This is a genomic window from Pedobacter miscanthi, assembly GCF_032678605.1.
GTDB classification, from domain to species: Bacteria; Bacteroidota; Bacteroidia; order Sphingobacteriales; family Sphingobacteriaceae; genus Pedobacter; species Pedobacter miscanthi_A.
In genome coordinates, this window is record NZ_JAVTSU010000013.1 from 119,157 (window position 1) to 144,500 (window position 25,344).

The 25,344-nt window shown below is 39.0% G+C and carries 25 protein-coding genes; 17 read left to right on the forward strand and 8 right to left on the reverse strand.

The window, feature by feature from the left end:
- Position 1: 1 nt before the first annotated feature.
- A complete protein-coding gene (locus R2R28_RS19430; RefSeq protein ID WP_316827342.1) occupies positions 2–1,609 on the reverse strand; it encodes a SulP family inorganic anion transporter in 1,608 nt (535 codons plus the stop codon).
- A gap of 152 nt (positions 1,610–1,761) precedes the next feature.
- On the reverse strand, positions 1,762–2,106 hold the full coding sequence (locus R2R28_RS19435; protein WP_316827343.1) for a hypothetical protein: 345 nt from the start codon (positions 2,104–2,106) through the stop codon (positions 1,762–1,764).
- A gap of 916 nt (positions 2,107–3,022) precedes the next feature.
- Between R2R28_RS19435 and R2R28_RS19440 the strand changes: the two genes are divergently transcribed.
- The 8 genes from R2R28_RS19440 to R2R28_RS19475 all read left to right on the forward strand — a co-directional run bounded on the left by R2R28_RS19440 (position 3,023) and on the right by R2R28_RS19475 (position 9,753).
- Entirely contained in the window at positions 3,023–4,564 is a 1,542-nt protein-coding gene (locus R2R28_RS19440; protein ID WP_316827344.1) for an acyl-CoA carboxylase subunit beta, read from the forward strand.
- A 101-nt stretch (positions 4,565–4,665) separates the two neighbouring features.
- Positions 4,666–5,820, forward strand: coding sequence for an MFS transporter (locus R2R28_RS19445; protein WP_316827345.1), 1,155 nt, complete (start codon positions 4,666–4,668; stop codon positions 5,818–5,820).
- A gap of 16 nt (positions 5,821–5,836) precedes the next feature.
- On the forward strand, positions 5,837–6,439 hold the full coding sequence (locus R2R28_RS19450) for a hypothetical protein (protein ID WP_316827346.1): 603 nt from the start codon (positions 5,837–5,839) through the stop codon (positions 6,437–6,439).
- A gap of 2 nt (positions 6,440–6,441) precedes the next feature.
- Complete coding sequence (locus tag R2R28_RS19455) at positions 6,442–6,855, forward strand: GNAT family N-acetyltransferase (RefSeq protein WP_316827347.1); 414 nt, start codon at positions 6,442–6,444, stop codon at positions 6,853–6,855.
- 56 nt (positions 6,856–6,911) lie between these two features.
- Entirely contained in the window at positions 6,912–8,027 is a 1,116-nt protein-coding gene (locus R2R28_RS19460) for a M42 family metallopeptidase (RefSeq protein ID WP_316827348.1), read from the forward strand.
- The gene (locus tag R2R28_RS19465; protein ID WP_316827349.1) at positions 8,027–8,287 is read left to right on the forward strand and encodes a hypothetical protein; all 261 of its coding nucleotides are present in this window, start codon (positions 8,027–8,029) and stop codon (positions 8,285–8,287) included. Before R2R28_RS19460 ends, R2R28_RS19465 begins: the two co-directional genes overlap by 1 nt.
- A 252-nt stretch (positions 8,288–8,539) precedes the next feature.
- Positions 8,540–9,229, forward strand: coding sequence for a 2,3-diphosphoglycerate-dependent phosphoglycerate mutase (gene gpmA / locus R2R28_RS19470; RefSeq protein ID WP_316827350.1), 690 nt, complete (start codon positions 8,540–8,542; stop codon positions 9,227–9,229).
- A gap of 113 nt (positions 9,230–9,342) precedes the next feature.
- Positions 9,343–9,753 carry a PAS domain-containing protein gene (locus R2R28_RS19475; protein ID WP_316827351.1) on the forward strand — a complete coding sequence of 137 codons (411 nt, stop codon included), beginning with the start codon at positions 9,343–9,345 and terminating at the stop codon, positions 9,751–9,753.
- 1 nt (position 9,754) lies between these two features.
- On the opposite strand, the gene xth is transcribed toward R2R28_RS19475, so the two are convergent.
- Complete coding sequence (gene xth, locus R2R28_RS19480) at positions 9,755–10,531, reverse strand: exodeoxyribonuclease III (protein ID WP_316827352.1); 777 nt, start codon at positions 10,529–10,531, stop codon at positions 9,755–9,757.
- 242 nt (positions 10,532–10,773) lie between these two features.
- Between xth and R2R28_RS19485 the strand changes: the two genes are divergently transcribed.
- A complete protein-coding gene (locus R2R28_RS19485; protein ID WP_316827353.1) occupies positions 10,774–11,229 on the forward strand; it encodes a hypothetical protein in 456 nt (151 codons plus the stop codon).
- Positions 11,219–11,713, forward strand: a complete 495-nt coding sequence (locus tag R2R28_RS19490) for a hypothetical protein (RefSeq protein WP_316827354.1) — start codon at positions 11,219–11,221, stop codon at positions 11,711–11,713. Before R2R28_RS19485 ends, R2R28_RS19490 begins: the two co-directional genes overlap by 11 nt.
- Positions 11,714–11,857: 144 nt before the next feature.
- Here R2R28_RS19490 and R2R28_RS19495 read toward each other — a convergent pair whose 3' ends face one another.
- The 5 genes from R2R28_RS19495 to R2R28_RS19515 form a co-directional block, all read right to left on the reverse strand.
- Complete coding sequence (locus tag R2R28_RS19495; protein WP_316827355.1) at positions 11,858–12,232, reverse strand: PleD family two-component system response regulator; 375 nt, start codon at positions 12,230–12,232, stop codon at positions 11,858–11,860.
- Between the two features lie 82 nt (positions 12,233–12,314).
- Complete coding sequence (locus tag R2R28_RS19500; RefSeq protein ID WP_316827356.1) at positions 12,315–12,833, reverse strand: sigma-70 family RNA polymerase sigma factor; 519 nt, start codon at positions 12,831–12,833, stop codon at positions 12,315–12,317.
- A gap of 127 nt (positions 12,834–12,960) precedes the next feature.
- The gene (locus tag R2R28_RS19505) at positions 12,961–13,611 is read right to left on the reverse strand and encodes a response regulator transcription factor (RefSeq protein WP_316827357.1); all 651 of its coding nucleotides are present in this window, start codon (positions 13,609–13,611) and stop codon (positions 12,961–12,963) included.
- 40 nt (positions 13,612–13,651) lie between these two features.
- The gene (locus tag R2R28_RS19510) at positions 13,652–14,728 is read right to left on the reverse strand and encodes a PAS domain-containing sensor histidine kinase (RefSeq protein ID WP_316827358.1); all 1,077 of its coding nucleotides are present in this window, start codon (positions 14,726–14,728) and stop codon (positions 13,652–13,654) included.
- 354 nt (positions 14,729–15,082) lie between these two features.
- Positions 15,083–16,198 (reverse strand): Gfo/Idh/MocA family oxidoreductase, encoded by a 1,116-nt coding sequence (locus R2R28_RS19515; protein WP_316827359.1) that lies wholly within the window; start codon positions 16,196–16,198, stop codon positions 15,083–15,085.
- A gap of 136 nt (positions 16,199–16,334) precedes the next feature.
- Here R2R28_RS19515 and R2R28_RS19520 point away from each other — a divergent pair, with 136 nt between their 5' ends.
- The 7 genes from R2R28_RS19520 (at position 16,335) to R2R28_RS19550 (ending at position 24,907) form a co-directional block, all read left to right on the forward strand.
- Positions 16,335–16,751 (forward strand): DUF1801 domain-containing protein, encoded by a 417-nt coding sequence (locus R2R28_RS19520; protein ID WP_316827360.1) that lies wholly within the window; start codon positions 16,335–16,337, stop codon positions 16,749–16,751.
- A 209-nt stretch (positions 16,752–16,960) separates the two neighbouring features.
- Positions 16,961–19,378: an alpha/beta hydrolase family protein gene (locus R2R28_RS19525; protein WP_316827361.1), complete on the forward strand. Its 2,418-nt coding sequence runs from the start codon at positions 16,961–16,963 to the stop codon at positions 19,376–19,378.
- 559 nt (positions 19,379–19,937) lie between these two features.
- Positions 19,938–20,837, forward strand: coding sequence for a J domain-containing protein (locus tag R2R28_RS19530; protein ID WP_316827362.1), 900 nt, complete (start codon positions 19,938–19,940; stop codon positions 20,835–20,837).
- A 5-nt stretch (positions 20,838–20,842) separates the two neighbouring features.
- Positions 20,843–21,136: a chaperone modulator CbpM gene (locus R2R28_RS19535; protein WP_316827363.1), complete on the forward strand. Its 294-nt coding sequence runs from the start codon at positions 20,843–20,845 to the stop codon at positions 21,134–21,136.
- A gap of 107 nt (positions 21,137–21,243) precedes the next feature.
- Positions 21,244–22,818 carry a helicase HerA-like domain-containing protein gene (locus tag R2R28_RS19540; RefSeq protein WP_316827364.1) on the forward strand — a complete coding sequence of 525 codons (1,575 nt, stop codon included), beginning with the start codon at positions 21,244–21,246 and terminating at the stop codon, positions 22,816–22,818.
- Between the two features lie 122 nt (positions 22,819–22,940).
- Positions 22,941–23,840, forward strand: a complete 900-nt coding sequence (locus R2R28_RS19545) for an NDP-sugar synthase (protein ID WP_316827365.1) — start codon at positions 22,941–22,943, stop codon at positions 23,838–23,840.
- The gene (locus R2R28_RS19550) at positions 23,831–24,907 is read left to right on the forward strand and encodes an aminoglycoside phosphotransferase family protein (RefSeq protein ID WP_316827366.1); all 1,077 of its coding nucleotides are present in this window, start codon (positions 23,831–23,833) and stop codon (positions 24,905–24,907) included. Before R2R28_RS19545 ends, R2R28_RS19550 begins: the two co-directional genes overlap by 10 nt.
- The last annotated feature ends 437 nt before the right edge of the window (positions 24,908–25,344 follow it).

Consider the following 25,344-nt stretch of genomic DNA (forward strand, 5'->3'; position numbering starts at 1 on the left):
ACTATAATTTATTAATATCTTCTTCTACTTTTATATTTAATTTTGGTACAGAATAATGTTTCTGTATGTTTTCTAAAGTTACAATAATGCCTTTAGTATAAGCATTATGTTTGTAATTGTAAATCGTTTCCAATACATCCGGATCGATATACCTGGCATTGGAACCATCAATAATTACATTGGTTTCTTTTGGAATATTTGTTAAAACTACCTGTATCGCTGCTTTATTTAAAAAGGAAACTTCTTCTGCCAGTTTAATCCTGATGTTCTTTTTATCGCCTTCATTCGAGATCCTGTAAAAGAAGGGATTACGCATATTGGTACGCAACAGGTAGAAAATAGAAACCAGCATGCCAACGGCAACACCTTTTAACAGATCGGTAAATAAAACCGCTAAAACGGTAACCACAAACGGCACAAACTGATCCCAACCTTTATGGTACATGTGTTTAAATAAACTGATACGGGTTAATTTATATCCCGTTACCAAAAGAATGGCCGCTAAACATGATAGTGGGATCATGTTAATCAAACCTGGTATAAACAGCAACGACAATAACAACCAAATGCCATGAAAAATAGCCGACATTTTAGTTCTGCCACCGGCATTTACATTCGCCGAGCTACGTACAATTACCGATGTCATGGGTAAACCGCCAACCATACCGCTGGTAATGTTACCTATACCCTGTGCAATTAACTCCCTGTTGGTTGGTGTTACACGTTTAATAGGATCTATTTTATCTACTGCTTCAATGCTGAGCAAAGTTTCTAAACTTGCCACAACAGCAATGGTTAAGGCTACAATGTACACGTTTTTATTGGCCAACTGAGAGAAATCAGGCATCGTAAACAGCCCTAAAAATTCTCCAAAGCCGCTCACTACCGGAATCTTTACCATCTGATCGGCACGTAAAGGATGATCAGTACCCGCAAACAACAGCGTGCCTAAAACACCCAGTGTTACTACTAGTAAAGGTGCAGGTACCACGGCCAGTTTCGGAAATTTAGGCCAGATAATTAAAATGGCTACCGATAATAAACTGATTACCACAGCTGCCAAACTAAAATGGCTTAAAGCTGCTGTAATTGCAGAAAAAGTATTTTCGTGATCTTGCTGAAAGAATCCCTCATCTCCTGTAAAATCGGTATCAACACCTAAAGCATGCGGTAACTGCTTTAAAATTAAAATCAGTCCGATGGCGGCAAGCATACCTTCAATTACACTGGATGGGAAATAATTACCAATCGTTCCTGCCTTAACCAATCCCAAAATTAATTGAAATACCCCGGCAAGCACAACAGCAAGTAAAAAGGTTGGATAACTGCCCAAAGAAGTAATGGCACCCAGCACAATAACGGTTAAACCGGCTGCGGGGCCACTTACACTAAGCTGCGAACCACTAAAAGAGGCAACCACTATCCCTCCTATAATGCCTGTAATTAAACCGGCAAACAATGGCGCACCTGAGGCTAGTGCAATACCTAAACACAATGGCAATGCCACTAAAAACACTACAATACTTGCAGGTAAATCTTTCTTTAAATTCTTTTTAAGAATATATTTTTTCACGTCCGAACCTGAAAAGGCCGGGTTAAACTTTTGCATAACGATATAATTATCTAGTAAATTTTAACGAATAAAATCGCAGGAGTTAATAATTGCGCTACAGAAAGATGGGCATAATCTGCCAATTTTAAACATGGCAATAATGCTCAATACAATTGAGTAGGCACAATGAGTTACCCCAATAACAAGAACTAGATAAAGTTGGGTGGCGGTGTTGGAACCGTAGGATGATATGGATCTACATATCTTTTAAAATGTTCAATAAAACTGCTCTTCAAAATAAAGTGACTTGAAGAGAACTCGTAAGAAAAGATAGGATGATTAAGTTCAACGAGTTTAAAATCGGTAAATTTTGCGGTGTCTTTGGCGGTATCCTTCCCGCCTTCATGCTCTAACTCAATCTGCATAATTACCGCATTCATAATTTCCTTGTCAATACTCGTACAAAATACCGGCGCACCAGAAATACCCATCTTCGCCATGAAGATGAACATGAATGCGGTAACGATGATATATTTGTATTTTCTTAAAAACATCTAAAAATTCTAATGCTGTTTTAATAACTAACGGTTACAAAAATAAACGGATAATTGGTTTTTCAATACTTTAAGCTGTAAAAAAAATGTAATTTAAGTAAAAAGTGCCATGGTTGATGCTTTTCTATTCAAATCGCGCAGGCCTCGAAAACCTAAAGGATTTAAACATCAAGGTTTTCCTTAGTTGTTTTTAGATGGCTCAGGCGGTCAATATTTTTATGGAAATGGGGGGTTCAGTTTTTATGGCGACTTCTGTCCCCCTATCGCTTTACTTCGTTGCACTACGTGTTCGCTTCTATCGGGTTTATTTAACAAGGGCTGTAACACAATTGCGGTATTCAAATCTTGCAGGTCTCAAAAACCTAAAGGATTTAAACATCAAGGTTTTCCTTAATTGTTTTTAGATGGCTCAGGCGGTCAATATTTTTATGGAAATGAGGGGTTCAGTTTTTATGGCGACTTCTGTCCCGCTATCGCTTTACTTCGTTGCACTACGTGTTCGCTTCTATCGGGTTTATTTAACAAGGGCTGTAACATAACTGCGGTATTCAAATCTCGCAGGTCTCAAAAACCTAAAGGATTTAAACATCAAGGTTTTCCTTAGTTGTTTTTAGATGGCTCAGGCGGTCAATATTTTTATGGAAATGAGGGATTCAGTTTTTATGGCGACTTCAGTCCCGCTATCGCTTTACTTCGTTGCACTACGTGTTCGCTTCTATCGGGTTTATTTAACAAGGGCTGTAACACAATTGCGGTATTCAAACCTCGCAGGTTTTAAAAACCTCCGCTAACGCCCGTTAGAAACGGGCACAAACGTTTTTTAATCAAACCACACTTTGCTCATAGATAAAATAACATCCCGTAACCTTGCATTACCGTTAGTAATTTTTAATTTTAAAATCTCATAGCTTCAGCAATGGATAAAAAAATAGCATTACTTAAAGATAAAATCAACCAGGCCAACCTTGGTGGCGGACAGGCACGTATTGACAGTCAGCATAAAAAAGGTAAACTTACCGCCCGCGAACGTATCCATTTTTTAATGGATGAAGGGAGTTTTGAAGAAATTGGCATGATGGTTACCCACCGAAGTACCGATTTTGGAATGGAACGCGAAAAATATCTGGGTGATGGTGTCGTTACGGGTTATGGAACCATTAACGGGCGTTTAACTTATGTATTCTCACAAGATTTTACCGTGTTTGGTGGTTCGTTATCCGAAACCCATGCCGAAAAAATCTGTAAGCTAATGGATATGGCCATGAAAAATGGTGCACCACTAATCGGCTTAAACGATAGTGGCGGTGCCCGTATCCAGGAAGGGGTAGTATCTTTAGGTGGTTATGCTGATATTTTCTATAAAAATGTACAGGCATCAGGTGTTATTCCGCAGCTCTCGGCTATTATGGGGCCTTGTGCCGGGGGAGCTGTTTATTCGCCCGCCATTACCGATTTTATTTTAATGGTAGAAAATACCTCTTATATGTTTGTTACCGGCCCAAATGTGGTTAAAACGGTAACCCACGAAGAAGTAACATCAGAAGAGCTCGGTGGCGCCAGTACCCATGCCACAAAATCGGGGGTTACCCATTTTGCCTGTACCAACGAAATCGACGCCATTAACCATGTAAAGAAATTATTAAGCTATATGCCCCAAAACTGTGAGGAAATAGCCGGTCATTTACCTTATGAGGCTGCTGACGAAAGTCGGCCGGAACTGAATACTTTTATGCCCGAGAATGCTTCACAACCTTACGATATCCGCGAGGTAATTAGCACGGTAACCGATACCGACAGCTTTTTAGAAGTACATGCTGCTTATGCAGAAAATATTGTGGTGGGCTTTGCACGTTTAGCAGGAAGAAGCATTGGCATTATAGCCAACCAACCGGCCTATTTAGCCGGCGTTTTAGATAGCAATTCATCAAGCAAGGCGGCCCGTTTTGTTCGTTTTTGCGATTGTTTTAACATCCCTTTACTGGTATTTGAGGATGTTCCTGGGTTTTTACCGGGTACCGATCAGGAATGGAACGGTATTATCACCAATGGGGCAAAATTATTATATGCTTTTAGCGAAGCAACCGTACCCCGCATTACCGTAATTACCCGTAAGGCCTATGGTGGTGCTTACGATGTAATGAACAGTAAACACATCGGGGCTGATATGAACTACGCCTGGCCAAGTGCCGAAATTGCAGTAATGGGTGCAAAAGGTGCGGCAGAAATTATTTTTAAAAGAGAGATTACCTCAGCAGAAAATCCTGAAGAAAAATGGCTGGAGAAAGAAAAACTCTATTCTGATATCTTCGCAAACCCTTACCGTGCAGCCGAACGTGGTTTTGTTGATGAAGTAATTGAACCTGCCCAAACCCGTATAAAGTTGATAAAAGCCTTTAAGATGTTAGAAAATAAGGTGGTAAACAATCCCAGAAAGAAACATGGAAATATACCTTTGTAAGGATGTAAGATGGATGAGGTAAGATGGATAATGGACTAATTTCCCATCACCCATTTTACAACATACATTTTACATATTAACCCCATTTTACATAACCCTACATGTTAAAACGAGCGGATATTCTTCTCATGGCTTTTTGCACAGGCCTCATTGTTGCAAACATTTATTACTGCCAGCCTTTAGTGATTTTGATTGCTAAGGATTTTAACCTCACCGAAACCGATGCAGGAAGGATTACTTACCTTACCCAAATTGGTTATGCCTTGGGATTATTCCTTTTGGTACCGCTGGGCGATATGTTCGAACGCAAAAAGCAGATCCTGATCATTACCGGGATGGCCATTCTGGCATTACTTGTTGCGGCCCTTTCGCACACCTTTTTTATACTAGAAGTGGCTTCTATCCTCATCGGAACCTGCTCTATTGTACCCCAGTTAATTTTGCCATTAGCAGCCAATTTAAGTACCGACGAAAACCGTGGGGCAAATATCGGCATGATTATGAGCGGTTTACTGGTCGGCATTTTAGCCTCGCGTGCGGTAAGCGGAAGCATTGGTTTTTGGTTGGGCTGGAGGGCTGTTTATTATATCGCAGCCGGCATTTGTGGATTACTGATCTTTTTAATGGCAAAACGTTTCCCGCAAAGCTACCCGGCATTTAAAGGTACCTACAAAGAACTGATGCGCTCCATGTTCAGCTACATTAAAACGCAACCCGCTTTAAGAGAAACATCCATCATCAATTTTCTGGCCTTTGCCATTATCAGTGCATTTTGGACCACCATGGTGCTTTTTCTGGCCAATCCGCCATTTAACTTCCAAACCTTACAAATTGGCTTGTTTGGAATTGCGGGCGCTGCAGGTGCATTGGCTGCCCCATTGGTTGGTAAATTAAGTGATGGCAATAACCCCCGTAAAAACCTGATGATCGGTTTTATCCTGCAGATCATCAGTATCGCGCTATTCTATTTTACGGGCGAACATTTGTTCCTGTTTGTAATTGGTATTGTACTAATCGATATCGGCCAGCAAGCCATACATGTAACCAACCAGACCCGCATTTACACCCTAATACCTGAAGCCCGAAACAGACTCAATACCATTTTTATGTCGGTAAGTTTTATTGGTGCAAGTTGCGGATCAGCTTTAGGTTTATGGTTATGGGGACAGGGAGGCTGGGCCTTATTTTGTTACGGCATGACGGGCATTATTGTGCTTAACATGCTAATTTATCAGTTTTACGGAAGAAAAAAATAACTAATCAATAAAATTCATGAAATCTAAAAACGCAATCAAAACATTATTCACGTTAATTATTTGCCTGGCCATTTTTGGTAAGGCAAAAGCGCAAGACAGTACCAAAGTAACGCAACCTACAGAGGTAAAATCGCTAAATAAAATACGACTGAACCTTTTGTCGCTTCATTACGAAAGAGAACAAAAGATAGGAAAATTAACCACTGCCTATGTAGGTGCAGGTGTAGCCGGAACTTTTTTGGTAGAATATAATTACAACTATATATCAGGAGGCAAAACCAACACTTATTTTGACCTTGCACCAAATTTGTATGCCGGGATCAGGAAATATTACAACTTCGAAAACAGAATAAAAAAAGGCAAAAAAACCATTAATAATGCCTCGAATTATTTTGGCCTCGATGTAACCAGTTATTTTTCTCCATTGATTAAAGGAGGTAATATGAATCAGTACAATGTGGTTGATTTTGAAATTGGAATCACTCCTCAATGGGGCATTCAACGGAGCATCGGCAAAAGAACAAATTTCGAACTTTCATTAGGTCCTACCATGCGCATCAATAAATATCAAACCTATTATGGCGTTGATGGAAGAATAGGCTTTAGCTTTTTATTGTAAAAATGATCCAGATTGAACAGATATTCCCCTCACTAACCTGGCGCATCAGGCATGAAACCATGTACCCTGATAAACCTTTCGACATTGTAAAACTGCCCGATGATTTTGATGGTATCCATTTTGGATTATACCTCGATCATAAACTAACGGGTGTGGTTTCACTCTTTCATCATGGCGATGTTTATCAGTTCAGGAAGCTGGCCATCCTCCCTACAGCGCAAAAAGCTGGTTTAGGTTCGCAGTTAATGGCATATATCTTAGATTTTTGTAAAATTCAAAAAGCAGCGAAACTATGGTGCAACGCCCGTATAAATGCTAAGGAATTTTATTTTAAATTTGGCTTCCACGAAACCGATAAAACCTTTTTTAAGGATGGACACGATTTTGTGGTAATGGAAAAGGAATTATCAAATTAGTTAAAAATGAGGAGGAGATCTCGGATCTCAATACTCCCATCTCATATCTATTAAAAATGGCTAAGAAAAAAGACGAAGAAAAAAAGAAACACACACCTGTAGTAACCAAAAAATCGCTACAGTTTCTGGAAGAATACATCAATAACCCTGCCCCTACCGGTTATGAATGGGAAGGACAAAAACTTTGGTTAAACTATTTAAAACCATATATTGATGAACATTTTATCGATAATTATGGTACAGCTGTTGGGGTAATTAACCCTAAAGCAAGTTTTAAAGTGGTTATTGAAGCTCATGCCGATGAGATTTCGTGGTATGTAAACTATATCACCAATGATGGTTTAATTTATGTGATCCGCAATGGTGGTTCCGATCATCAGATTGCTCCTTCTAAACGTGTAAACATCCATACCGAAAAAGGGTTGGTTAAAGCAGTATTTGGCTGGCCGGCTATCCACACCCGTCACGGCGAAAAAGAACAGGCTCCTGAGTTAAAAAATATTTTTTTAGATTGTGGCTGTACCACCAAAGAAGAGGTAGAAAAACTGGGGATCCATGTAGGTTGCGTAATTACTTACGAAGATGAATTTATGGTTTTAAACGACCGTTATTATGTTGGCCGCGCTTTGGATAACCGCGTGGGTGGTTTTATGATTGCCGAAGTTGCTCGTTTATTAAAAGAAAACAAGAAAAAACTTCCTTTCGGATTGTATATTGTTAACTCTGTACAGGAAGAAATTGGTTTGCGTGGTGCTGAAATGATTGCACAACGCATTAAACCGAATGTAGCTATTATTACAGATGTAACGCACGACACCACAACCCCAATGATTAACAAAAACATCCAGGGAGATTTAGCTGCAGGTAAAGGACCAGTGGTTTCTTACGCACCAGCAGTACAAACCAACCTGAATAAATTACTGATAAAAACGGCTGAAAAGAACAATATTCCGTTCCAGCGTCAGGCTTCATCACGTTCTACCGGAACCGATACTGATGCTTTTGCCTACTCGAATGGAGGTGTACCTTCAGCATTAATTTCTCTACCGCTTCGCTACATGCACACTACAGTAGAAATGGTGCATAAAGAAGATGTTGATAATGTAATTAGCTTGATTTACGAAAGCTTGCTGAACATTACCGACGGACAGGATTTCAGAGAATTTAAATAATGGAAAAAGTAAACTATAAAAAAATCATCATCAGAACTTTTTTAAAGTTTTTGCTGATTGTTTTGATCGTTTTTATTTCAAACTCATGGCCAAGCATTAAGCAAAGTTATAGTGGAAATGTGCCCCCATTTAATTATTGGCTCGATCATAGTTTTAAAATCAGTAATATCATCCTTATTTTCGGTTTTACGGCTTATTTCTATTATAAAGATCTAACCGATCAAAAAGAACTGGTAGAAAAAGGAAATAAACAGCATTAAGCTCTAAAGAAGTCAAGTTTTAATGGCAAATGTGCCCATGAAACCTGACTTCTTTTATAACTAAAACCCGTTAGCTCGACCGGAGCATCGCGGAGCGGAGAGATCTGTCTAAACAGATTTATCGACTACGTTGCACTTCGCCCGAAATGACGGCATTACAGGTAACCACAGTCTCCCCCCTCCCAGGCAATTTACAATCATAGGACAATTATTTTCAGAACATTTCACATCTTGATTGTTTAGCATATAGTTATGAAAAAAATTGTATTGATCCGCCACGGACAAAGTGTTTGGAACCTCGAAAACCGTTTTACAGGTTGGACTGACGTAGATTTATCAGAAAATGGTTATCTGGAAGCCAAAAAGGCCGGAGAAATCTTAAAAAAACACGATTACAATTTTGATATTGCTTTTACTTCCTTACTAAAAAGAGCGATTAAAACGCTTCATATTATTTTAGAAGACCTCGATCACCTTTGGATTCCTGAATATAAAAGCTGGCACTTAAACGAGCGTTTTTATGGCGCTTTACAGGGCCTTAACAAAGCAGAAACTGCAGAAAAATATGGCACCGACCAAGTGTATAAATGGAGAAGGAATCCTGATGAAGAACCTCCAGAAATTAACAAAGATGATGAGCGTTACCCCGGAAACGACCTGCGGTATCAGCTTTTAAAGCCCGAAGAACTACCTTTAACCGAAAATTTAAGTGATACCATTGCCAGGGTATTACCTTACTGGAACGAAAGCATAGTACCCGCTATCAGCAGAAACGAAAAAGTAATTATATCGGCCCATGGCAATAGCTTAAGGGCGCTGATTAAATACATCGATAATTTATCGAACGAAGAAGTAACGGCACTCGAAATCCCAACGGGTGTGCCTTTGGTTTACGAACTGGATGATAATCTCCAAAAAATCAGGCATTATTACCTGGAATAAAATAAGATCAATAAACAAGCTGACTAAAACTTTAAGGACTACGTTTATTGTTAATTATACCCGAAATTATTTTTACATTGTTTCGTTATTTAACTATTCAGTTTATCCTTATTATGAGATCAAACAAAAGAAGTGTCGATCTCTCAATTATCCGTGATGATCATTGGGATGTTGTATTCGATCAGGTTGGTGTAGGTTTTTGGGAATTAAGTGTAGCAACAGGAATACTCCGCTCAACCCGGTCGTTTAAGAAGAATTTTGGTTACCCACCTGATGGCGTTTTAAGCTACGAAACCGTTTTAGGCCTAATCCTCCCGGAAGATCTTGATCATGTTCAAGATGAAATAGACCATACGGTTACCAGAGAAAAAAACTGCTATGATGTTGTCTACAGGATCCGCCGTCCGGATGGGGCAATCCGTTGGATCAAAGCCGACGGCATACTCTCACAACAGGACGGCGAATGCTTAAAATTAATTGGCACTACTTTAGATATTACCGATTTTAGACAGCCATTATCTTAATTTACAAATCATCAATTTCTATCCACACAGGTCCGTGGTCGCTTGTTTTTTCCCATCCCCTAACGTTTCTATCTACTCCAGCCGATTTTAAGCGATCGCTCACCTGAGGGCTCAACAAAAAATGATCAATCCGTAAACCGGCGTTCCTGCCATAGGCATTACGGAAATAATCCCAAAAAGTATAAATGGTTTCTTCAGGATATAACTTTCTGATCGCATCTGTCCACCCTTGCGCCAGCAAGTTTTTAAATGCCAGGCGTGTTTCAGGACGAAATAAAGCATCTTCCACCCATCTTTCAGGTTTGTAGGCATCCAGCTCAGTCGGAATCACATTATAATCGCCTGCCAAAACCACTGGTACATTCTGCGCGAGCAAATCTGCTGTATGAGCCGCAAAACGCTCAAACCACTGCAACTTATAATCGAATTTTGGGCCAGGCGCCGGATTGCCGTTTGGCAGGTAAAGGCAACCGATTACCACACCATTAACCAAGGCCTGGATATACCTGCTTTGAAGATCTTCCGGATCGCCTTCCAACCCCCGTTTCAGTTCTTTTATTTCTAAGTTTCTGGCCAGTATGGCCACACCGTTCCAGCTTTTCTGGCCATGCCAGATGGCGTTATAACCTGCATCTTTAATGGCCTGTTCAGGAAATTTTTCTTCTGGTGCCTTTAACTCCTGCAGGCATACTACATCTGGCTGTGTTTCTTCCAACCAACGTAACAGCACAGGCAAACGGCCATTTACACCGTTTACATTATAAGTTGCTATTTTCATCTGTATATTTTAATTGTGCTGAAGTGATCATGAATGATTAAAACCCTTATTTAAAATCATGATGTTTTCTATGTTATAAATCTCCGTAATTTAACTTAAAAATGAAACCAATATTAAATATTTCGGTTCCAGAAAACATCATATTACATTTCCAGAGGCACATTTTATGCAAATAATTAAGATAATTTAAAAATTTGGGATTATCTTGCGATTCATTTTAGCGTAACCGTTCAAATATCCCCATGTTCAAAGCAGTTTTAAACATCCCTTCTGCCGAACCAAAAGACATCCGTTGGTTTTATAACCAGTATGCCCCAATGCTGCTTGGCTATATCAACGGTATTGTACAAGATCATCAAAAATCAGAAGAGCACTTGGTTATCATTCTTACCTCATTTGTGAAGGATGTTGTTTTAAAAGAAAAAAATAAGTTAAATACCTGGTTAGAATTACGCCAGTATGCACAAAGCAAATTAACGTTGTTTACGGCAAAAGATCATCAGTTAAAACCCACTCAGTTGACAAATAAGGGGAAATTAGATTTGTTAGATGATGTACAAAAGCGAATATTTTGCGCGGTATATTATCATGGAAAATCAATTCCATACCTGGCGGCAACCATGGGCACTGATGAAAATGAAATCCGTAATCAGTTAAAATTATCGATAGATAAAATGAGGAGGGCAAGTGGAAATTAATAAAATTATCGACAGTGGCTTAATGGAAACCTATGTAATGGGTATTGCCACTGAAGAGGAGGTGCAACAAGTTTTATTACTCAAAAAAGAGTACCCTGAATTTAAAGATGCTTTAGAGCAACTGGAATTCGACATGGAAGTGCTTGCACAAAGCATGAGCATCCAACCGCCTGCTGGTACTTTGGCTAAAATTGAGCATGAGATTAACGAAATTCAACGCCGCAACCAGGCGATACAAGCCGCACCAGAGCCAGAAAACCGTCATGATAGAACAGACCGGGAAAACAAACAGGAAAGATATATAGAGGTTGAATCAGAATCGAACCAAATGCGTGTAAATAAAGCCTGGAAATGGGTTTTTATTGCTGTTTTTGTGTTGGGTAAAGTATTTTTAGCCTCTGCCATTTACTTTTACCTGGAGAACAGGCAGGCACAGGAACAGATTAAAGAATTAAAAATAGAATTAAAACAAAAAATCAGATAAAATCCAGCTAATAATGGTGGATAAATTTGTCTTTTTAAAACCAATACTAAACTGAAATGTTTAGTTGTTAAGATTCATTCATGTTTGAGCGCATGTTTGAGTTTAGATATAGGGATAGGCCTTTGGTCTGTCCCTTTTTTTATGCTAAACGTTACCCCTGCCTAATAATTGGTTAACTTTTTTAATGAGGTGACTAATATCAAAAGGTTTTTCGATTACATCATCAGGAATGCAGCCCAAATTGTTTAGATCGATATTTAAAGCCGATAATAAGAGAATAGGTAAATGTGCTGTTTTAGGATTTGATTTTAACCTGTTGCAAAGTTCGCGGCCATCAGCATCTCCCATGCGGATATCCATCAGGATGATATCAGGCAAAAAACTTAATACTGATTGTTCTAAATGGTCAGCATTTAAAACACCATGTACTATATCTTGCTCAAAAATTAAATTAATAATGTCGTGAATGCTTTCGTCATCATCAACAACAAAAATTTTCTTAACCGGGGGCGTACTCATTTGCCAGCAAAGCTAAATAAGTTAATTAACCACGCATACCGTATTTATACTTGATTTTAACCCCGCTGGTTATAAGTTATGGTTAGGCTGCTAAACCATCTTTATAGTTTTTAAGCATCTTTTTCAATAAACCTCTGGCAACATGTATTTTAGTTTTCACCGTTCCCAACGGGATATCGAGCTCTGCAGCAATTTCATGGTATTTATACCCTTCAAAATAACGGCAGAAACAGAAACGGCAATCCTCTGGTAATAAATTTAAAGACCGCTGTATATCTTCCATCATAAATTTGGCTGCACCGCCGTTTGCTGAGGCGCTTGGCACCAATTGAACTGAGGTAAGATCATCTTCCTGCTGGATCATTTCATTTTTCCTTTTTACCTTATAATAGTGATTGAGAAAGGTATTTTTTAAAATTGTAAAAAGCCAGGCCCGTACATTACTCCCCATTTCGAATTTTGCCGAAAACCGGAATGCTTTCATAAAAGTATCCTGCACAAGGTCTGCAGCATCATCCTCATCACGGGTATAAGCTAAGGCACGGTCGAGAAGCGGTTGTTTGTACTGATAGATATCACAGTTGAAATTTAATGTTTCCATAGGTTGGTTTTAGGGTTATTGTACTTAATCAACAAAATACCATCATCCAATGTTATTTGTAGAAATACCCGATTTTTTACGGTTTATTCGAAACCATCAAAAAAGCACCCTAAAACAGCCAAAAACACTATGAAACATACCCATTCCGCATGGCAAAACGTACCAAAGAAGCTGAGTTTTTTGTGCCGGTTTTGTTAATCAAAGCCTCTCGCTGACTCTCTACAGTACGCCTGCTGAGGTACAATTTGTCGGCAATTTCCTGGTTGGTAAGGCCATCGGCAATGAGTTTTAGCACATTGATTTCGCGCTCAGAAAAGTTAATTTCTGTACTGGTTTTTTGCGATAACATATTCAATTCGGTATTAAAACGCTCCAGTATTGCAATGCATAAATTGGAAGAAAGATAACGTTTCCCCTTCATTACATGTTGTAAACAAAACAACAGTTCATCTTCCTCTATGTCTTTCGAGAGGTAAGCAAAAGCTCCTGAAATAAAGGCATTTGAAGCATATTTTTCATCATCCAAAATAGAAAGCACCACCACTTTTGTGTCATAATTACCCGCTTTTATTTTGCTGATCAATCCTATCCCATCAAGGTTAGGCATTACAATATCTGATAAAACAATGTCAGCTTTTATTCCTTTTTCCAGAAGTTCTAAAACACCTAAACCATCAGATACTTCTGCTACAACTTTAATCCCTTCATGTTTTTCGATCAGTACTTTTAGTGAGGTCCGGATAATATTGTGATCATCCGCAAGAATAATGTTAATCATAATCCAAATATAACTTACGGTATTTTAAAATTAAAAACGGCTACTTTGGTAGCTCGATATAGAAGGTAGTTCCGATACCGGTTTTGCTCTTAAACCAGATTTTTCCTTGATGTAAATCAACAATTGCTTTGATGATGCCCATCCCAAAACCGCCAGATTCTTCCCCTTTTAAACCGGGTCTTAGTGTTTCTGGTAAGTGATCAAAAAGGCCGGGCTGTAAATCATCCGGGATTCCGATTCCATTGTCGGTTACTGTAATCAGCACCGTGTTTTCCAATTCTTCGGCATGTAGGCCAATGTAACCATTATCATTGGTAAACTTCAGTGCATTGGAAATTAAGTTGTTAATTACCTGAAGAAATTTCATACTGTCTAAATGCAGGTAAATCTGCTCAGCCGAGCTGGTAAACTTAATATTTTTGGTTTTACCCAGTTTAGACCGTTTATAGAAACGGACTACATCCCTAAGTTCCCAAACCAGATCTGCCCGTTCTTTACCGATTTCTACGACTGATGATTTTAAGAATTCGCGGTTAATCATGCTCCTTACCAGAAGTAAATTACGCTCGCACATATCTTTTATAAAAGCAAGCGAATTCATCATCTGTTCATCACCCGTTTGCGCAATGCCATCTTCCATTGATGATGCCGTTAATTTCATCATGCCCAGTGGTTCTTTTAAATCATGTGCAAGAACTTCGAGGGTAATGTTTTTCCGGGCATTGATCTGTTCGATGTGGATTTTATTGTGCCGCATTACGGTAGTATCTTCTACTGTACCAACCAAATGCTTGCCTGTTGCATCCTGAACAGCAGAAACTATGGTTCGCACATATTTTTCCCTATCGCCCAATAACAAACGAAATTCATACTTTTTCTCAGTTCCGCCATCAATACATTCCTCGTAGCAGGATATTACATGCGCCAAATCTTCGGGATGCACCTGCTTTAAAAGAATCTGCGAATGATCAAAAATCTGATCTGTTTCCAATTCCCAAATGTCGCCAAAGGACTTGTTCAGGTATAAAAATTTTTGCTGTTGAGGTTCAAAAATAAAATATCCGTCAGCAGACAAATCGCCAAGTGTACAAAAAAGCTCTTTATTTAATTCGACCATGATTAAGGATGTTTAATTTTAGATATCCGGATTAATTATACCCTGCGAACAATCAAATCACAAACATCAAACGTCCTAAAAAGTTTTTGCTTTAAAAATTTAGGTAGAATTACGCCGGAATCTACCCTTTTTTAACTAATTGAGTATGTTTTACGGAGATACTAACATTTTCCACACGATGTGTAAAATTATTTTGCAGAACAAAACCAAGTATTGCCTAAATTGTTATGCATAAAGAGACGATAAAAAAGTCCTGTGAGCGGGTGATCCGCGGAGGGCAGGCACACCATAAAAAAGATGAAAATCTTTAATCAATAGCCATCATTTAGGTGGCTATTTTATTTTGTGGCATTTTTACTTCAAAATCACTTTTTTACCGGTTTTGGCGGATACTTTGGCGGCTTCTAAAATTTTAACTACGATTAAATTATTCTCTAAGGATGATAAGTCATTTTTAGGATTGATCTCTCCTTTTAAAATGGCAGAAAGATAGTTTAGGTGATTTGCACCGGCAGGCGCTAAAGTTTGTGCCTGGTAAATTTTGTAACCTTCTTTACCATTTAGCTTTGCTCTTAAATCTTTTTCGTTGATGGCCTGAATATAACCTGTTGCACCAAACACCTCCATATCTTTTATACTAAAGGGCCAGTTCCATGAAGCTTCGATAATTCCGGTGGCATCAGGATACTCCAATAATATGGTTGCATCATCATCCACATTCGGGTAAACATCCTTTTTAATTTGATGGGTAATGGCGGTAACAGAAATTGGCGCTTTGCCATCCATTAACCAGGTCATTAAGTTAGCACCATAACAGCCGAAATCTACCAGTGCTCCTGCTCCATTTTTTTCCGGATCGGTTAACCAGCTTAAAAACTCCTTGCTCACACCAATTTCCTTTGGTCCCTGGTGCCCATCGTGTACTATTATTTTTCTTAGCGCACCAACACTGTTACTTTCCTTTACATTTTTATAAATCTCCTGGTTGCTCGGATACCAGGTGGTTTCGTAATTGGTGAGTATATGCACCTGATATTGTTTAGCCAGTGAGGCCATTCTTTCGGCCTGTTTAACCGTTACCGCCAAAGGTTTTTCTACCATCACGGATATGCCCAGCGGGGCAGCGGCTTCTACTACCGCTAAATGATCGCTAATGGCGTTGTAAGCCAAAACCACATCGGGTTTCCTTTTCTTTAATAAATCCGTCAGGTTATTATAAAATATACTATCCGGTAATTTATACCGGGTTTTAAAACGTGTAATCAATTCAGGATTACTTTCAGCAATACCAATAATATTTACTTCGGCCTTTTGATAGCTGTTCATAATCAGGTATACATGATCGTGGTTTAAACCAGCTATTGCCACATTTAATTTCTGTTGCGCATTAACGCTGATAAAAGAAAGTAATAAGCAAATAATAAGGCTATTGACGGCTAAAAAATATTTCAATGGATTGTTCGCTTTCATATGATGTTTCCTAAATTGATGATGACCAAATTAGAAATTTATAAAAGGCTTAGGGCTAAGACTTAAAAATATTACAAAGTGGGCTGTTCGATTTGAAACCACTATTGAATAAGCTTATATTCATATAAAAAAAATAATGGCACAGAATAAAACCACCGAAAACAATTTAAGCGTTACCGACTTTTTAAACACTGTAACCGACGAAACTAAACGCAAAGACTGTTTTAACCTTACGGATATTATAGCAGAAACCACAGGTTTTAAAGCGAAAATGTGGGGTACTGCTATTGTTGGTTTTGGCAGCTATCATTACAAATACGAAAGTGGCAGGGAAGGCGATGCACCATTAGTAGGTTTTTCGCCACGGAAAGATGCCATTGCCTTATATTTATCTTCTCAGTTTAACAACCGCGAAGAACTGCTGGCAAAACTCGGCAAACATAAAACAGCCAAAGCTTGCGTTTACGTTAAAAAAATGAGCGATATCGATGTGGAGGTTTTAAAAGAAATGGTTACCAGTTCTGTTGCGTGGATTAGTAGTTTGTATCCTTGAGTCCGAAAGCCGGAAGACCAGGGTCAGAAGTTTTGAGTGTAAAATAGAAAGATCTATAAATTGCGTGGTCTGCGTATTTTTGCACCCTTTGCCGTTAAATCGCCGCGAAAGGGTTCGAACCCGACCTAACCATGTAAATAAGAAGTTACGCTACAATACCTTAAATTTTGCAATATTTGATTATTCCTTATTTCGAACAAAAACCGGAAATGATTAAAAAACTACACCTCTATTTACTAATAGCAGGCGCTTGTGCATCGCTTAATGCGACAGCCCAGGATGCCATAAGCTATCAAACCCCACCAAAAGAAATTGCCGACCTCTTACTTGCTAAGCCAACTCCGGGCGTTAGTGTTGATGGTAAAGCAGAGTGGATCTTGTTTAGCGAACGTAATTCCTACCCTTCTGTAGAAGAATTAGCGATGCCCGAATACCGCATTGCAGGTTTAAGGCTCAATCCCAATAACTATTCGCCGAGCAGGCAGACTTATATTAATAATTTCAGTCTTAAAAATATAAAATCGAACCAGAGTTTCCAGGTTGCCGGCCTGCCAACGCCATTATTTGCGGGTAACATCAGCTGGAATCCATCAGAAAATAAAATTGCTTTTACCAATACTACACAAAAAGGTGTAGATCTTTACATTATAGATTTGGTAACCAAAAAAGCCACTAAAACCAACAAAACTTTCTTAAACGTAGTTTTAGGCAGTGGCCTTACCTGGTTAAATGATAATACCATTATTTACAGAGCCATAACTAAACCAGCCAGTGCAGCACCAACCAAACCATTGATGCCTAAAGGGCCAACCATTCAACAAAATTTAGGTAAGGCGGCGCCAAGTGTTACTTATCAGGATTTAATTAAATCACCTTTTGATGAACAGTTGTTTGAGTTTTTTGCAACCTCACAGCTAGTTAAAAATACAGCTGGTATAGAAACAACAATCGGTAAACCGGCCATTTATGGTTCAACCAGTTTATCGCCCGATAAAACTTATATGATGGTAGAAACCATCCGTAAGCCTTTTTCTTACCTTGTATCTGCTTATGGCTTTCCTTCAACAGTAAGCATCACCGATTTAACTGGTAAAATCATCAAAGTTATCGCCGAGCTGCCATCATCAGAAGGTACGCCATCGGGTTATGACAATACACAGAATGTGGCCCGCGGTTTTGATTGGCGCGACGATGAACCTGCCACACTGGTTTGGAGTAAACCTTTAGATAGCGGCCTGATCAAAAAAGATGTTCCTTTTCACGACGCCGTTTATGCTTTAAGTGCACCTTTTACAGGAACGGAAAAAGAATTATTTAAAACACAAACCCGTTACCGTGGTGTACAATGGGGCGATGCCAACCTGGCATTAATTATGGAAGGTTTACGCAGCAAACAAACCAGCAAAGTTAGCCGCTACAATCCAACCACAGGAGCTGTTGAAGAATTATACAGCCGTAACCAAACCGATGCTTATGGCAATCCAGGTTCGCCGGTTACCGTTAAAAACAAATACGGTCGGCAGGTAATTAAAACTGTTGATAATGGCTCCAAACTGTTAATGAACAACACGGTGGGCTCATCAGAAAAAGGAGATCTGCCTTTCCTGGCTAAGTTCGACCTAACTACGAAAAAAAATGAAATAATCTGGAGGAGTGCGGAAGGTACTTTCGAATATGTAAGCGATGTAATCAATCCCGACAAGCTGGTTTTACTTACCCGAAAAGAAAGTCAGAAACTGGTTCCGAATTACTTTATCAAAAACCTGGTGCTGCGTATTGCCGATCAGCCGATTACGAGTTTCACCAATCCATACCCATCACTGGAAGGCATTACCAAAGAGAAAATTTCGTATAAACGTGCCGATGGAGTTGATTTAACCGGCGATTTGTATTTACCAAAAGGATATAACAAAGATAAAGACGGACCATTGCCAACCTTAATCTGGGCCTACCCGCGCGAATTTAACTCTGCTGCAGATGCTGCACAAATCCGTGGCTCAAAAGATAAGTTTACCACCATCAGCTGGGCCTCTCCTATTTTTTGGGTAACCCGCGGTTATGCCGTTTTAGATAATGCAGAAATGCCAATTGTAGCGAAAGATGGTAAAAAACCTAATGATACTTTTGTAGCGCAGCTACAGTTAAATGCTGAGGCAGCCATTAATAAATTATCGGATTTGGGTGTTGGTGATAAAAAACGTATGGCCGTTGGCGGTCACAGTTATGGTGCATTTATGACGGCGAATTTATTGGCTCATACCAACCTATTTGCTGCTGGTATTGCACGTAGTGGTGCTTACAACCGTACCTTAACACCATTTGGATTTCAAAATGAAGAGCGCACTTACTGGCAGGCCCCTCAGTTGTACTACGAAATGAGTCCGTTCAGTTATGCCGATAAAATTAAAACACCTATATTGTTGATCCACGGTGATTCTGACGACAACCCCGGCACTTTCCCGATTAATAGCGAACGTTTGTTCAACGCCATTAAAGGAGCTGGTGGTACTACCCGTTTTGTGTTCTTGCCTTACGAAGCACATAGCTACCGTGGCAAAGAAAACCTGTTGCACATGCTTTGGGAACAGGATCAGTGGTTAGAAAAATATGTAAAAAACAAAAAATAATATTCTCTCTACCTTTATCGATTAAAGTGCTCCTATTGGGGCACTTTTTTTGTTTAAAGAACACGCTTTCCATGGTTTTCGTGGTGGCAGATATTTCTATCTGCCACTATCTATACCGAACAACAATTAATTGATCAGTCAGATGGTAACATCTGACAGCACATAAATGCCTGGAGCAAAATGTTATCAAAGTAACTTTGAAAGCTTCATGCAGTGCGCAGCGACCGATCAAAGTAACTTTGAAAGCTTCCCGCAGTGCGCAGCGACCGATCAAAGTAACTTTGAAAGCTTCCCGCAGTGCGCAGCGACTGATCAAAGTAACTTTGAAAGCTTCCTGCATTGTGCAGCTTTGAATCATTATAAATAACAAGGGTATTATTTACAGATCTTTCTTTCGCACTATCCTTACATCATCCGGATAATTAACTTCATCTATAAATCAGATGGAAACCTCCGGCTATATATTGTTTGCCCCCTCGCCTTATGCACATTTACACATTAAAACCTTACATTTATTCCATTAAACTGAACATTACCTTTACTTATTTGTTAAGCCATTATGGACTACATAGACTATTATAAAATCCTCGATTTAAAGAAAGATGCAACTACTGAGGATATTAAAAAAGCTTATAGAAAACTAGCCAGAAAACACCATCCCGATCTTAATCCGGATAACGAAGAAGCCAATAAAAAATTTCAGCAGATTAATGAGGCTAACGAAGTGTTGAGCGATCCGGAGAAGAGGAAGAAGTACGATAAATATGGTAAAGATTGGCAGCATGCCGATCAGTTAGATGCCCAGCAGCAGCAACAAAGGCAATATCAATCGCAAGGTGGCGGTTATGGTGGTGGCAGCAGCTATTCGGGTGGTTTTGGTGGTGATGATTTTTCTGATTTCTTCTCCTCCATGTTTGGCAGCGGCGGCGGCCGGAGCAGCCGAAATTCACCTTTCAAAGGTCAGGATTATAACGCCGATTTACAGCTGAACCTGCTCGATGCTTATGCTACACATAAACAAACCCTAACCGTAAATGGTAAACAGGTTCGCATTACCATTCCGGCAGGCGTAGAAAACGGCCAAAAAATTAAACTCCCGGGCTATGGTGCAGCAGGCGTTAACAATGGTCCTCCGGGCGATTTGTTCATCAAATTTAACATTGCCGACGATCCTAAATTTAAAAGAAAAGGAAACGATATCTATATTCAGGAAGAAATAGACGTATACACAGCTGTTTTAGGCGGAGAAAAAATTGTAGAAACACTTAATGGCAAGGTAAAACTTAAAGTGCCCGAAGGCACACAGCCCGATGCTACCCTACGGTTAAAAGGTAAAGGATTTCCTGTTTACAAGAAAGAAAACCAGTTTGGCGATCTTTATATCAAATGGCAGGTAAAACTACCAACCAACTTAAACCCTGAGCAAAAAGAATTATTCGAAAAACTTTCCAAATTCTAACCATTATGGAAACCAATCTAATACCTGTAGAAGATATCTGCGCTTATCATCGTGTAGAAATCAATTTCATTCAATCTCTCGAAGATTTTGGACTGATTCATACGACCATTAAAAAGCAATCTGTTTTTTTGCCTGTTGATGAATTGTCTAAACTGGAACGATATCTCCGTTTGTCGCAGGACTTAGAGATCAATTTAGAGGGTATTCATGCCGTTTCGCTTTTGTTAAATCAATTGCAGCATATGCAGGAAGAAATAACCACCCTGAGGAACGAACTAAATTATTATAAGCAACTATAATTACCATTAATAAACAACCGTTTGTGCGGTCTTTCACATTAAAAGTGGTAACAAAAACACTACCTTTTTAAGATATCTTTCTTAAATTGGCAATCTAATTTTAAAAAATGAGCGATCTTTCTTCAAAATTCATCGAAAAAATAAAATCATCCTATGCCCCAACGGGCTCGTACATTTATTTAGGCGCCGGAATTTTAGACGGACAGGTTTACAGCGAAGCTGAAGTTAATTTATCATTAAAAATGATGAATAGACATGGCTTGATTGCTGGAGCAACAGGGACAGGCAAAACACGTACGCTGCAATTACTGGCAGAGCAGTTATCAGATGCCGGAGTTCCCGTTTTTATGTTAGATGTTAAAGGCGACTTATCCGGATTGAACCAGCCGGGCTCAGTTAATCCAAAAATTGAGGAACGTGCCCAACAGCTGAACAAAGCTTTCTCGCCAACGAGTTTTCCTATTGAGATTTATTCGCTTTCGGGCAAAATGGGAGCACAAATGCGTGCAACTGTACTCGAATTTGGCCCTACGCTTTTATCAAAAATTTTAGATTTAAATGATACACAGGCAGGTGTTATGGCGGTTATTTTTAAATATGCCGACGATAATAAAATGCCAATCATTGATTTAAATGATTTAAAGAAACTGGTTTCCTATCTATCTGAGGGTGCAGGTGCTGCTGAAATTAAAAATAGTTATGGCAGTATTTCAACAGCTACATCAGGTACCATGCTCCGGAAAATCGTCGCCATAGAACAGCAGGGACTGGGCGGTATGTTTGGAGAAAAATCTTTCGATATTGATGATCTTTTCGAAAGGGTTGATGGCAAAGGTACCATCAGTTTATTAAACATTGCCGATGTTCAAAATCAGCCTGTATTATATTCTACTTTTTTATTGAGCTTGCTGGCCGAGTTATTTAATACCATGCCAGAGGTTGGAGATTTAGATAAACCTAAATTGGTATTTTTCTTTGATGAGGCACATTTATTGTTCAAAAACTCATCAAAAGCATTTTTAGAACAGATAGAAACCATTATCAGGTTAATCCGTTCAAAAGGCATTGGAGTTTTCTTTTGTACACAGGCCCCTGGCGACGTGCCAGAAAGTGTTTTGGGTCAATTGGGTAACCGTGTACAGCATGCATTAAGGGCATTTACCCCAAATGATGTAGATGCATTGAAAAAGACCGTTAATACCTATCCAAAATCTGATTTTTATGAGATTGACAAAATATTAACTTCATTAGGAACCGGACAGGCTTTAGTTACTGTACTAAATGAGAAAGGTATCCCTACAGAGGTTTCGGCAACGCTGCTAACACCACCAAGAGCTGTTATGGGGCCACTTACTACAGCCGATTTCGACCAGCTGATTCATGCCAGTGCGGTATATACCAAATACAAAGACGCCATTGATCCGGAAAGCGCCTACGAAATTTTAACGAAACGCATTAACGACCAAACGGCTGCTGCAGAACAACAAAAACAGGAAGTTGAGGCGCAAAAACAGGCAGAACAGGAAAATAAACCTAAACCAGGCGAAAAAAGCCTGGTGGAACAGGTAATGGGTGCAACCATTACCCGCCAGATCGGCAAAGAAATTGTTCGGGGTATATTTGGCATGCTTACCGGAAAAAAAACACGGTCGAAAACTGGTGGCGGACTTTTTGGATTTTAAAAAATTGACTAATTAACAATATAAAACGCGTAAATTATTAATTTCGCAATGAATCCTTTAATGATTGAATCATTTATTAATCATTAAAGGATTCAAACCACTAATAAATATAATAACAATAGATGAAACCCACCCTATTAATATTGGCTGCAGGTATGGCAAGCCGTTATGGAAGCATGAAACAAATCGATGGTTTTGGTCCAAATGGAGAAACCATTATTGATTATTCTATATATGATGCAATTAATGCCGGCTTTGGTAAAGTTGTATTTATCATTAAAGAAGAGTTTGTAGAAAACTTCAAAGCCATTTTTGAACCGAAACTTGCAGGAAGAATCGAAACCGATTATGTTTTCCAGAATTTTGATTTAAAGCAATTCGGTATTGAAGAAGAAATATACAGAGAAAAACCATGGGGTACTGCACATGCAATCCTTTCGGGCAGAAACGTAATTAAAGAACCATTCTGTGTAATTAATGCAGATGATTATTATGGTTACGATGCCTTTAAAAAAATGGTTGATTTCTTAACCACTGAAGTAACAGATAGTAATTATTCGATTATCGGTTACGAAATTGGTAAAACATTATCAGAGTTTGGCGCAGTTTCGCGTGGTGTTTGCAAGGTAGATGAATCAGGTAACCTGGAAGAAATTGTAGAACGTACCAAAGTTTACCCTAAAGATGGCAGTATATTTTACGAAGAAAACGGAGAAGAATTTCCTTTAGCTTACGAAACACCTGTTTCAATGAATTTCTGGGGATTTACGCCTGCAGTTTTCAAAATTACCGAAGAGATGTTCAGGGAATTTGCAGAAGCCAATAAAGACAAACCAAAAGCCGAATTTTTTATTCCATTAATCGGTGAAAACCTGGTAAAAAGAAATATAGCAACTTTTAAAGTGGTACCAACGCCTAACAAATGGTTTGGTGTAACTTATAAGGAAGATAAACCATATGTTCAGGATAGTATTGACCAATTGGTTAAAAACGGAACATATCCTGAAAAACTATGGAACTAAATTTAGACTCCGAAGTTTTAGAAGCCTACGGATACGCTAAAGAAAATACCAAAATCACACAAATAGGTACGGGTTTAATTAACCGTACTTATTTGCTTTCACCCCAATCAGAAGAAAAAAAATACATTCTTCAAAATATTAATACCTCGGTATTTAAATCGCCGCTTTCTATCGCCCATAACCTCAGGGCAATTGCCGATTACCTTACCTTCAATTTTCCTGATTATCTTTTTATAAAACCTGTACCAACTGTAAAAAGTGAAGAAATGGCGCATATCCATCATGAATATTGGCGTTTGCTTCCTTTTGTACCCAATACCATTTCGCCGGAGGTACTGGCCTACCCAAAACAGGCTTATGAAGCCGCCAAACAATTTGGTAAACTAAGCAGGCTTTTAGACAAGTTTGATGCGAAAACACTTCAACCTACTATTGCAGGTTTCCATGATTTAAATTTAAGGTATAAGCAGTTTACAGATGCATTAAATCAAGCTGAAGAAACGCTTAGAGAAACGGCTAAAACACAGCTATCAGATGCTTTAGCGCATCAATATATTTTAGATTATTATAACTCTTATTCGCATCGAAATGATTTCCCAGACCGGGTAATGCATCATGATACCAAAATCAGCAATGTGTTATTAGATCGTGAAACAAATGAAGGGATTTGCGTAATCGACCTCGATACGATTATGCCAGGTAAGTTTATTTCCGATCTGGGCGATATGATGCGTACCTACCTTTGTGCCTGCTCTGAAAATGAAACCGATCTGGATAAGATTAAATTACGTTTGCCTTATTTCGAAGCAACGGTAAAAGGGTATTTATCTGAAATGAAGGGTATTTTAACGGAAACAGAAAAAGAACTTATTTTATTTTCGGGCAAATACATGATTTATATGCAGGCCCTGCGCTTTTTAACCGACTTTTTAAGCGGCAATACCTATTATCCGATAAGTTATCCTACACAAAACTTAGACCGTGTTAAAAACCAGTTTAAACTGTTGCATGAATTATCTGTGAATGAAAAAGAATTACAGGGCATTATCGAGGAGAATTTGGTTTAGGCCTCATTCGTCACCCTGATCCGATAGCTATCGGATTTATTTCAGAGGTCCAAGCTAGGTTCACTCTGCTACCATTGATAGTTTAATAAAAAGAAGAGTCATCTCGACTGAAACGCAGTGGAATGGAGAGATCTATCTCGATAGATTTCTCGACTACGCTTCACTCCGCTCGAAATGACGACCTCTATTAAAACCCATCCATAAACACCAAGCCCTCCTCTATAAACCCGACAGCAGCGAAAATACTTTTTTGTTGCAGCAACCTTGAATACCCTGTCATGCTGAGGTACGAAGCAACTGTAAGCGATGGAAGAGATGCTTCGTTTTCAGCATGACAGAAGTTAAAAAAAGATTGTAGCGAATGGCGGGACTGCAGTTTCCGAAAAGTACAGAACCCTTTATTTCCTAATTATTTTTGAGCCGTATAACACATTTAA

Coding starts and splice junctions, on each gene's coding strand:
- R2R28_RS19450 (WP_316827346.1), top strand. CDS start 5,837: ATGAAATCTAAAAACGCAATCAAAACATTATTCACGTTAATTATTTGC.
- R2R28_RS19505 (WP_316827357.1), bottom strand. CDS start 13,611: ATGATTAACATTATTCTTGCGGATGATCACAATATTATCCGGACCTCA.
- R2R28_RS19550 (WP_316827366.1), top strand. CDS start 23,831: ATGGAACTAAATTTAGACTCCGAAGTTTTAGAAGCCTACGGATACGCT.
- R2R28_RS19485 (WP_316827353.1), top strand. CDS start 10,774: ATGTTCAAAGCAGTTTTAAACATCCCTTCTGCCGAACCAAAAGACATC.
- R2R28_RS19535 (WP_316827363.1), top strand. CDS start 20,843: ATGGAAACCAATCTAATACCTGTAGAAGATATCTGCGCTTATCATCGT.
- R2R28_RS19495 (WP_316827355.1), bottom strand. CDS start 12,232: ATGAGTACGCCCCCGGTTAAGAAAATTTTTGTTGTTGATGATGACGAA.
- gpmA (WP_316827350.1), top strand. CDS start 8,540: ATGAAAAAAATTGTATTGATCCGCCACGGACAAAGTGTTTGGAACCTC.
- R2R28_RS19525 (WP_316827361.1), top strand. CDS start 16,961: ATGATTAAAAAACTACACCTCTATTTACTAATAGCAGGCGCTTGTGCA.
- R2R28_RS19510 (WP_316827358.1), bottom strand. CDS start 14,728: ATGGTCGAATTAAATAAAGAGCTTTTTTGTACACTTGGCGATTTGTCT.
- R2R28_RS19520 (WP_316827360.1), top strand. CDS start 16,335: ATGGCACAGAATAAAACCACCGAAAACAATTTAAGCGTTACCGACTTT.
- R2R28_RS19445 (WP_316827345.1), top strand. CDS start 4,666: ATGTTAAAACGAGCGGATATTCTTCTCATGGCTTTTTGCACAGGCCTC.
- R2R28_RS19430 (WP_316827342.1), bottom strand. CDS start 1,609: ATGCAAAAGTTTAACCCGGCCTTTTCAGGTTCGGACGTGAAAAAATAT.
- R2R28_RS19440 (WP_316827344.1), top strand. CDS start 3,023: ATGGATAAAAAAATAGCATTACTTAAAGATAAAATCAACCAGGCCAAC.
- R2R28_RS19465 (WP_316827349.1), top strand. CDS start 8,027: ATGGAAAAAGTAAACTATAAAAAAATCATCATCAGAACTTTTTTAAAG.
- R2R28_RS19460 (WP_316827348.1), top strand. CDS start 6,912: ATGGCTAAGAAAAAAGACGAAGAAAAAAAGAAACACACACCTGTAGTA.
- R2R28_RS19435 (WP_316827343.1), bottom strand. CDS start 2,106: ATGTTTTTAAGAAAATACAAATATATCATCGTTACCGCATTCATGTTC.
- R2R28_RS19500 (WP_316827356.1), bottom strand. CDS start 12,833: ATGGAAACATTAAATTTCAACTGTGATATCTATCAGTACAAACAACCG.
- R2R28_RS19545 (WP_316827365.1), top strand. CDS start 22,941: ATGAAACCCACCCTATTAATATTGGCTGCAGGTATGGCAAGCCGTTAT.
- xth (WP_316827352.1), bottom strand. CDS start 10,531: ATGAAAATAGCAACTTATAATGTAAACGGTGTAAATGGCCGTTTGCCT.
- R2R28_RS19530 (WP_316827362.1), top strand. CDS start 19,938: ATGGACTACATAGACTATTATAAAATCCTCGATTTAAAGAAAGATGCA.
- R2R28_RS19455 (WP_316827347.1), top strand. CDS start 6,442: ATGATCCAGATTGAACAGATATTCCCCTCACTAACCTGGCGCATCAGG.
- R2R28_RS19540 (WP_316827364.1), top strand. CDS start 21,244: ATGAGCGATCTTTCTTCAAAATTCATCGAAAAAATAAAATCATCCTAT.
- R2R28_RS19515 (WP_316827359.1), bottom strand. CDS start 16,198: ATGAAAGCGAACAATCCATTGAAATATTTTTTAGCCGTCAATAGCCTT.
- R2R28_RS19475 (WP_316827351.1), top strand. CDS start 9,343: ATGAGATCAAACAAAAGAAGTGTCGATCTCTCAATTATCCGTGATGAT.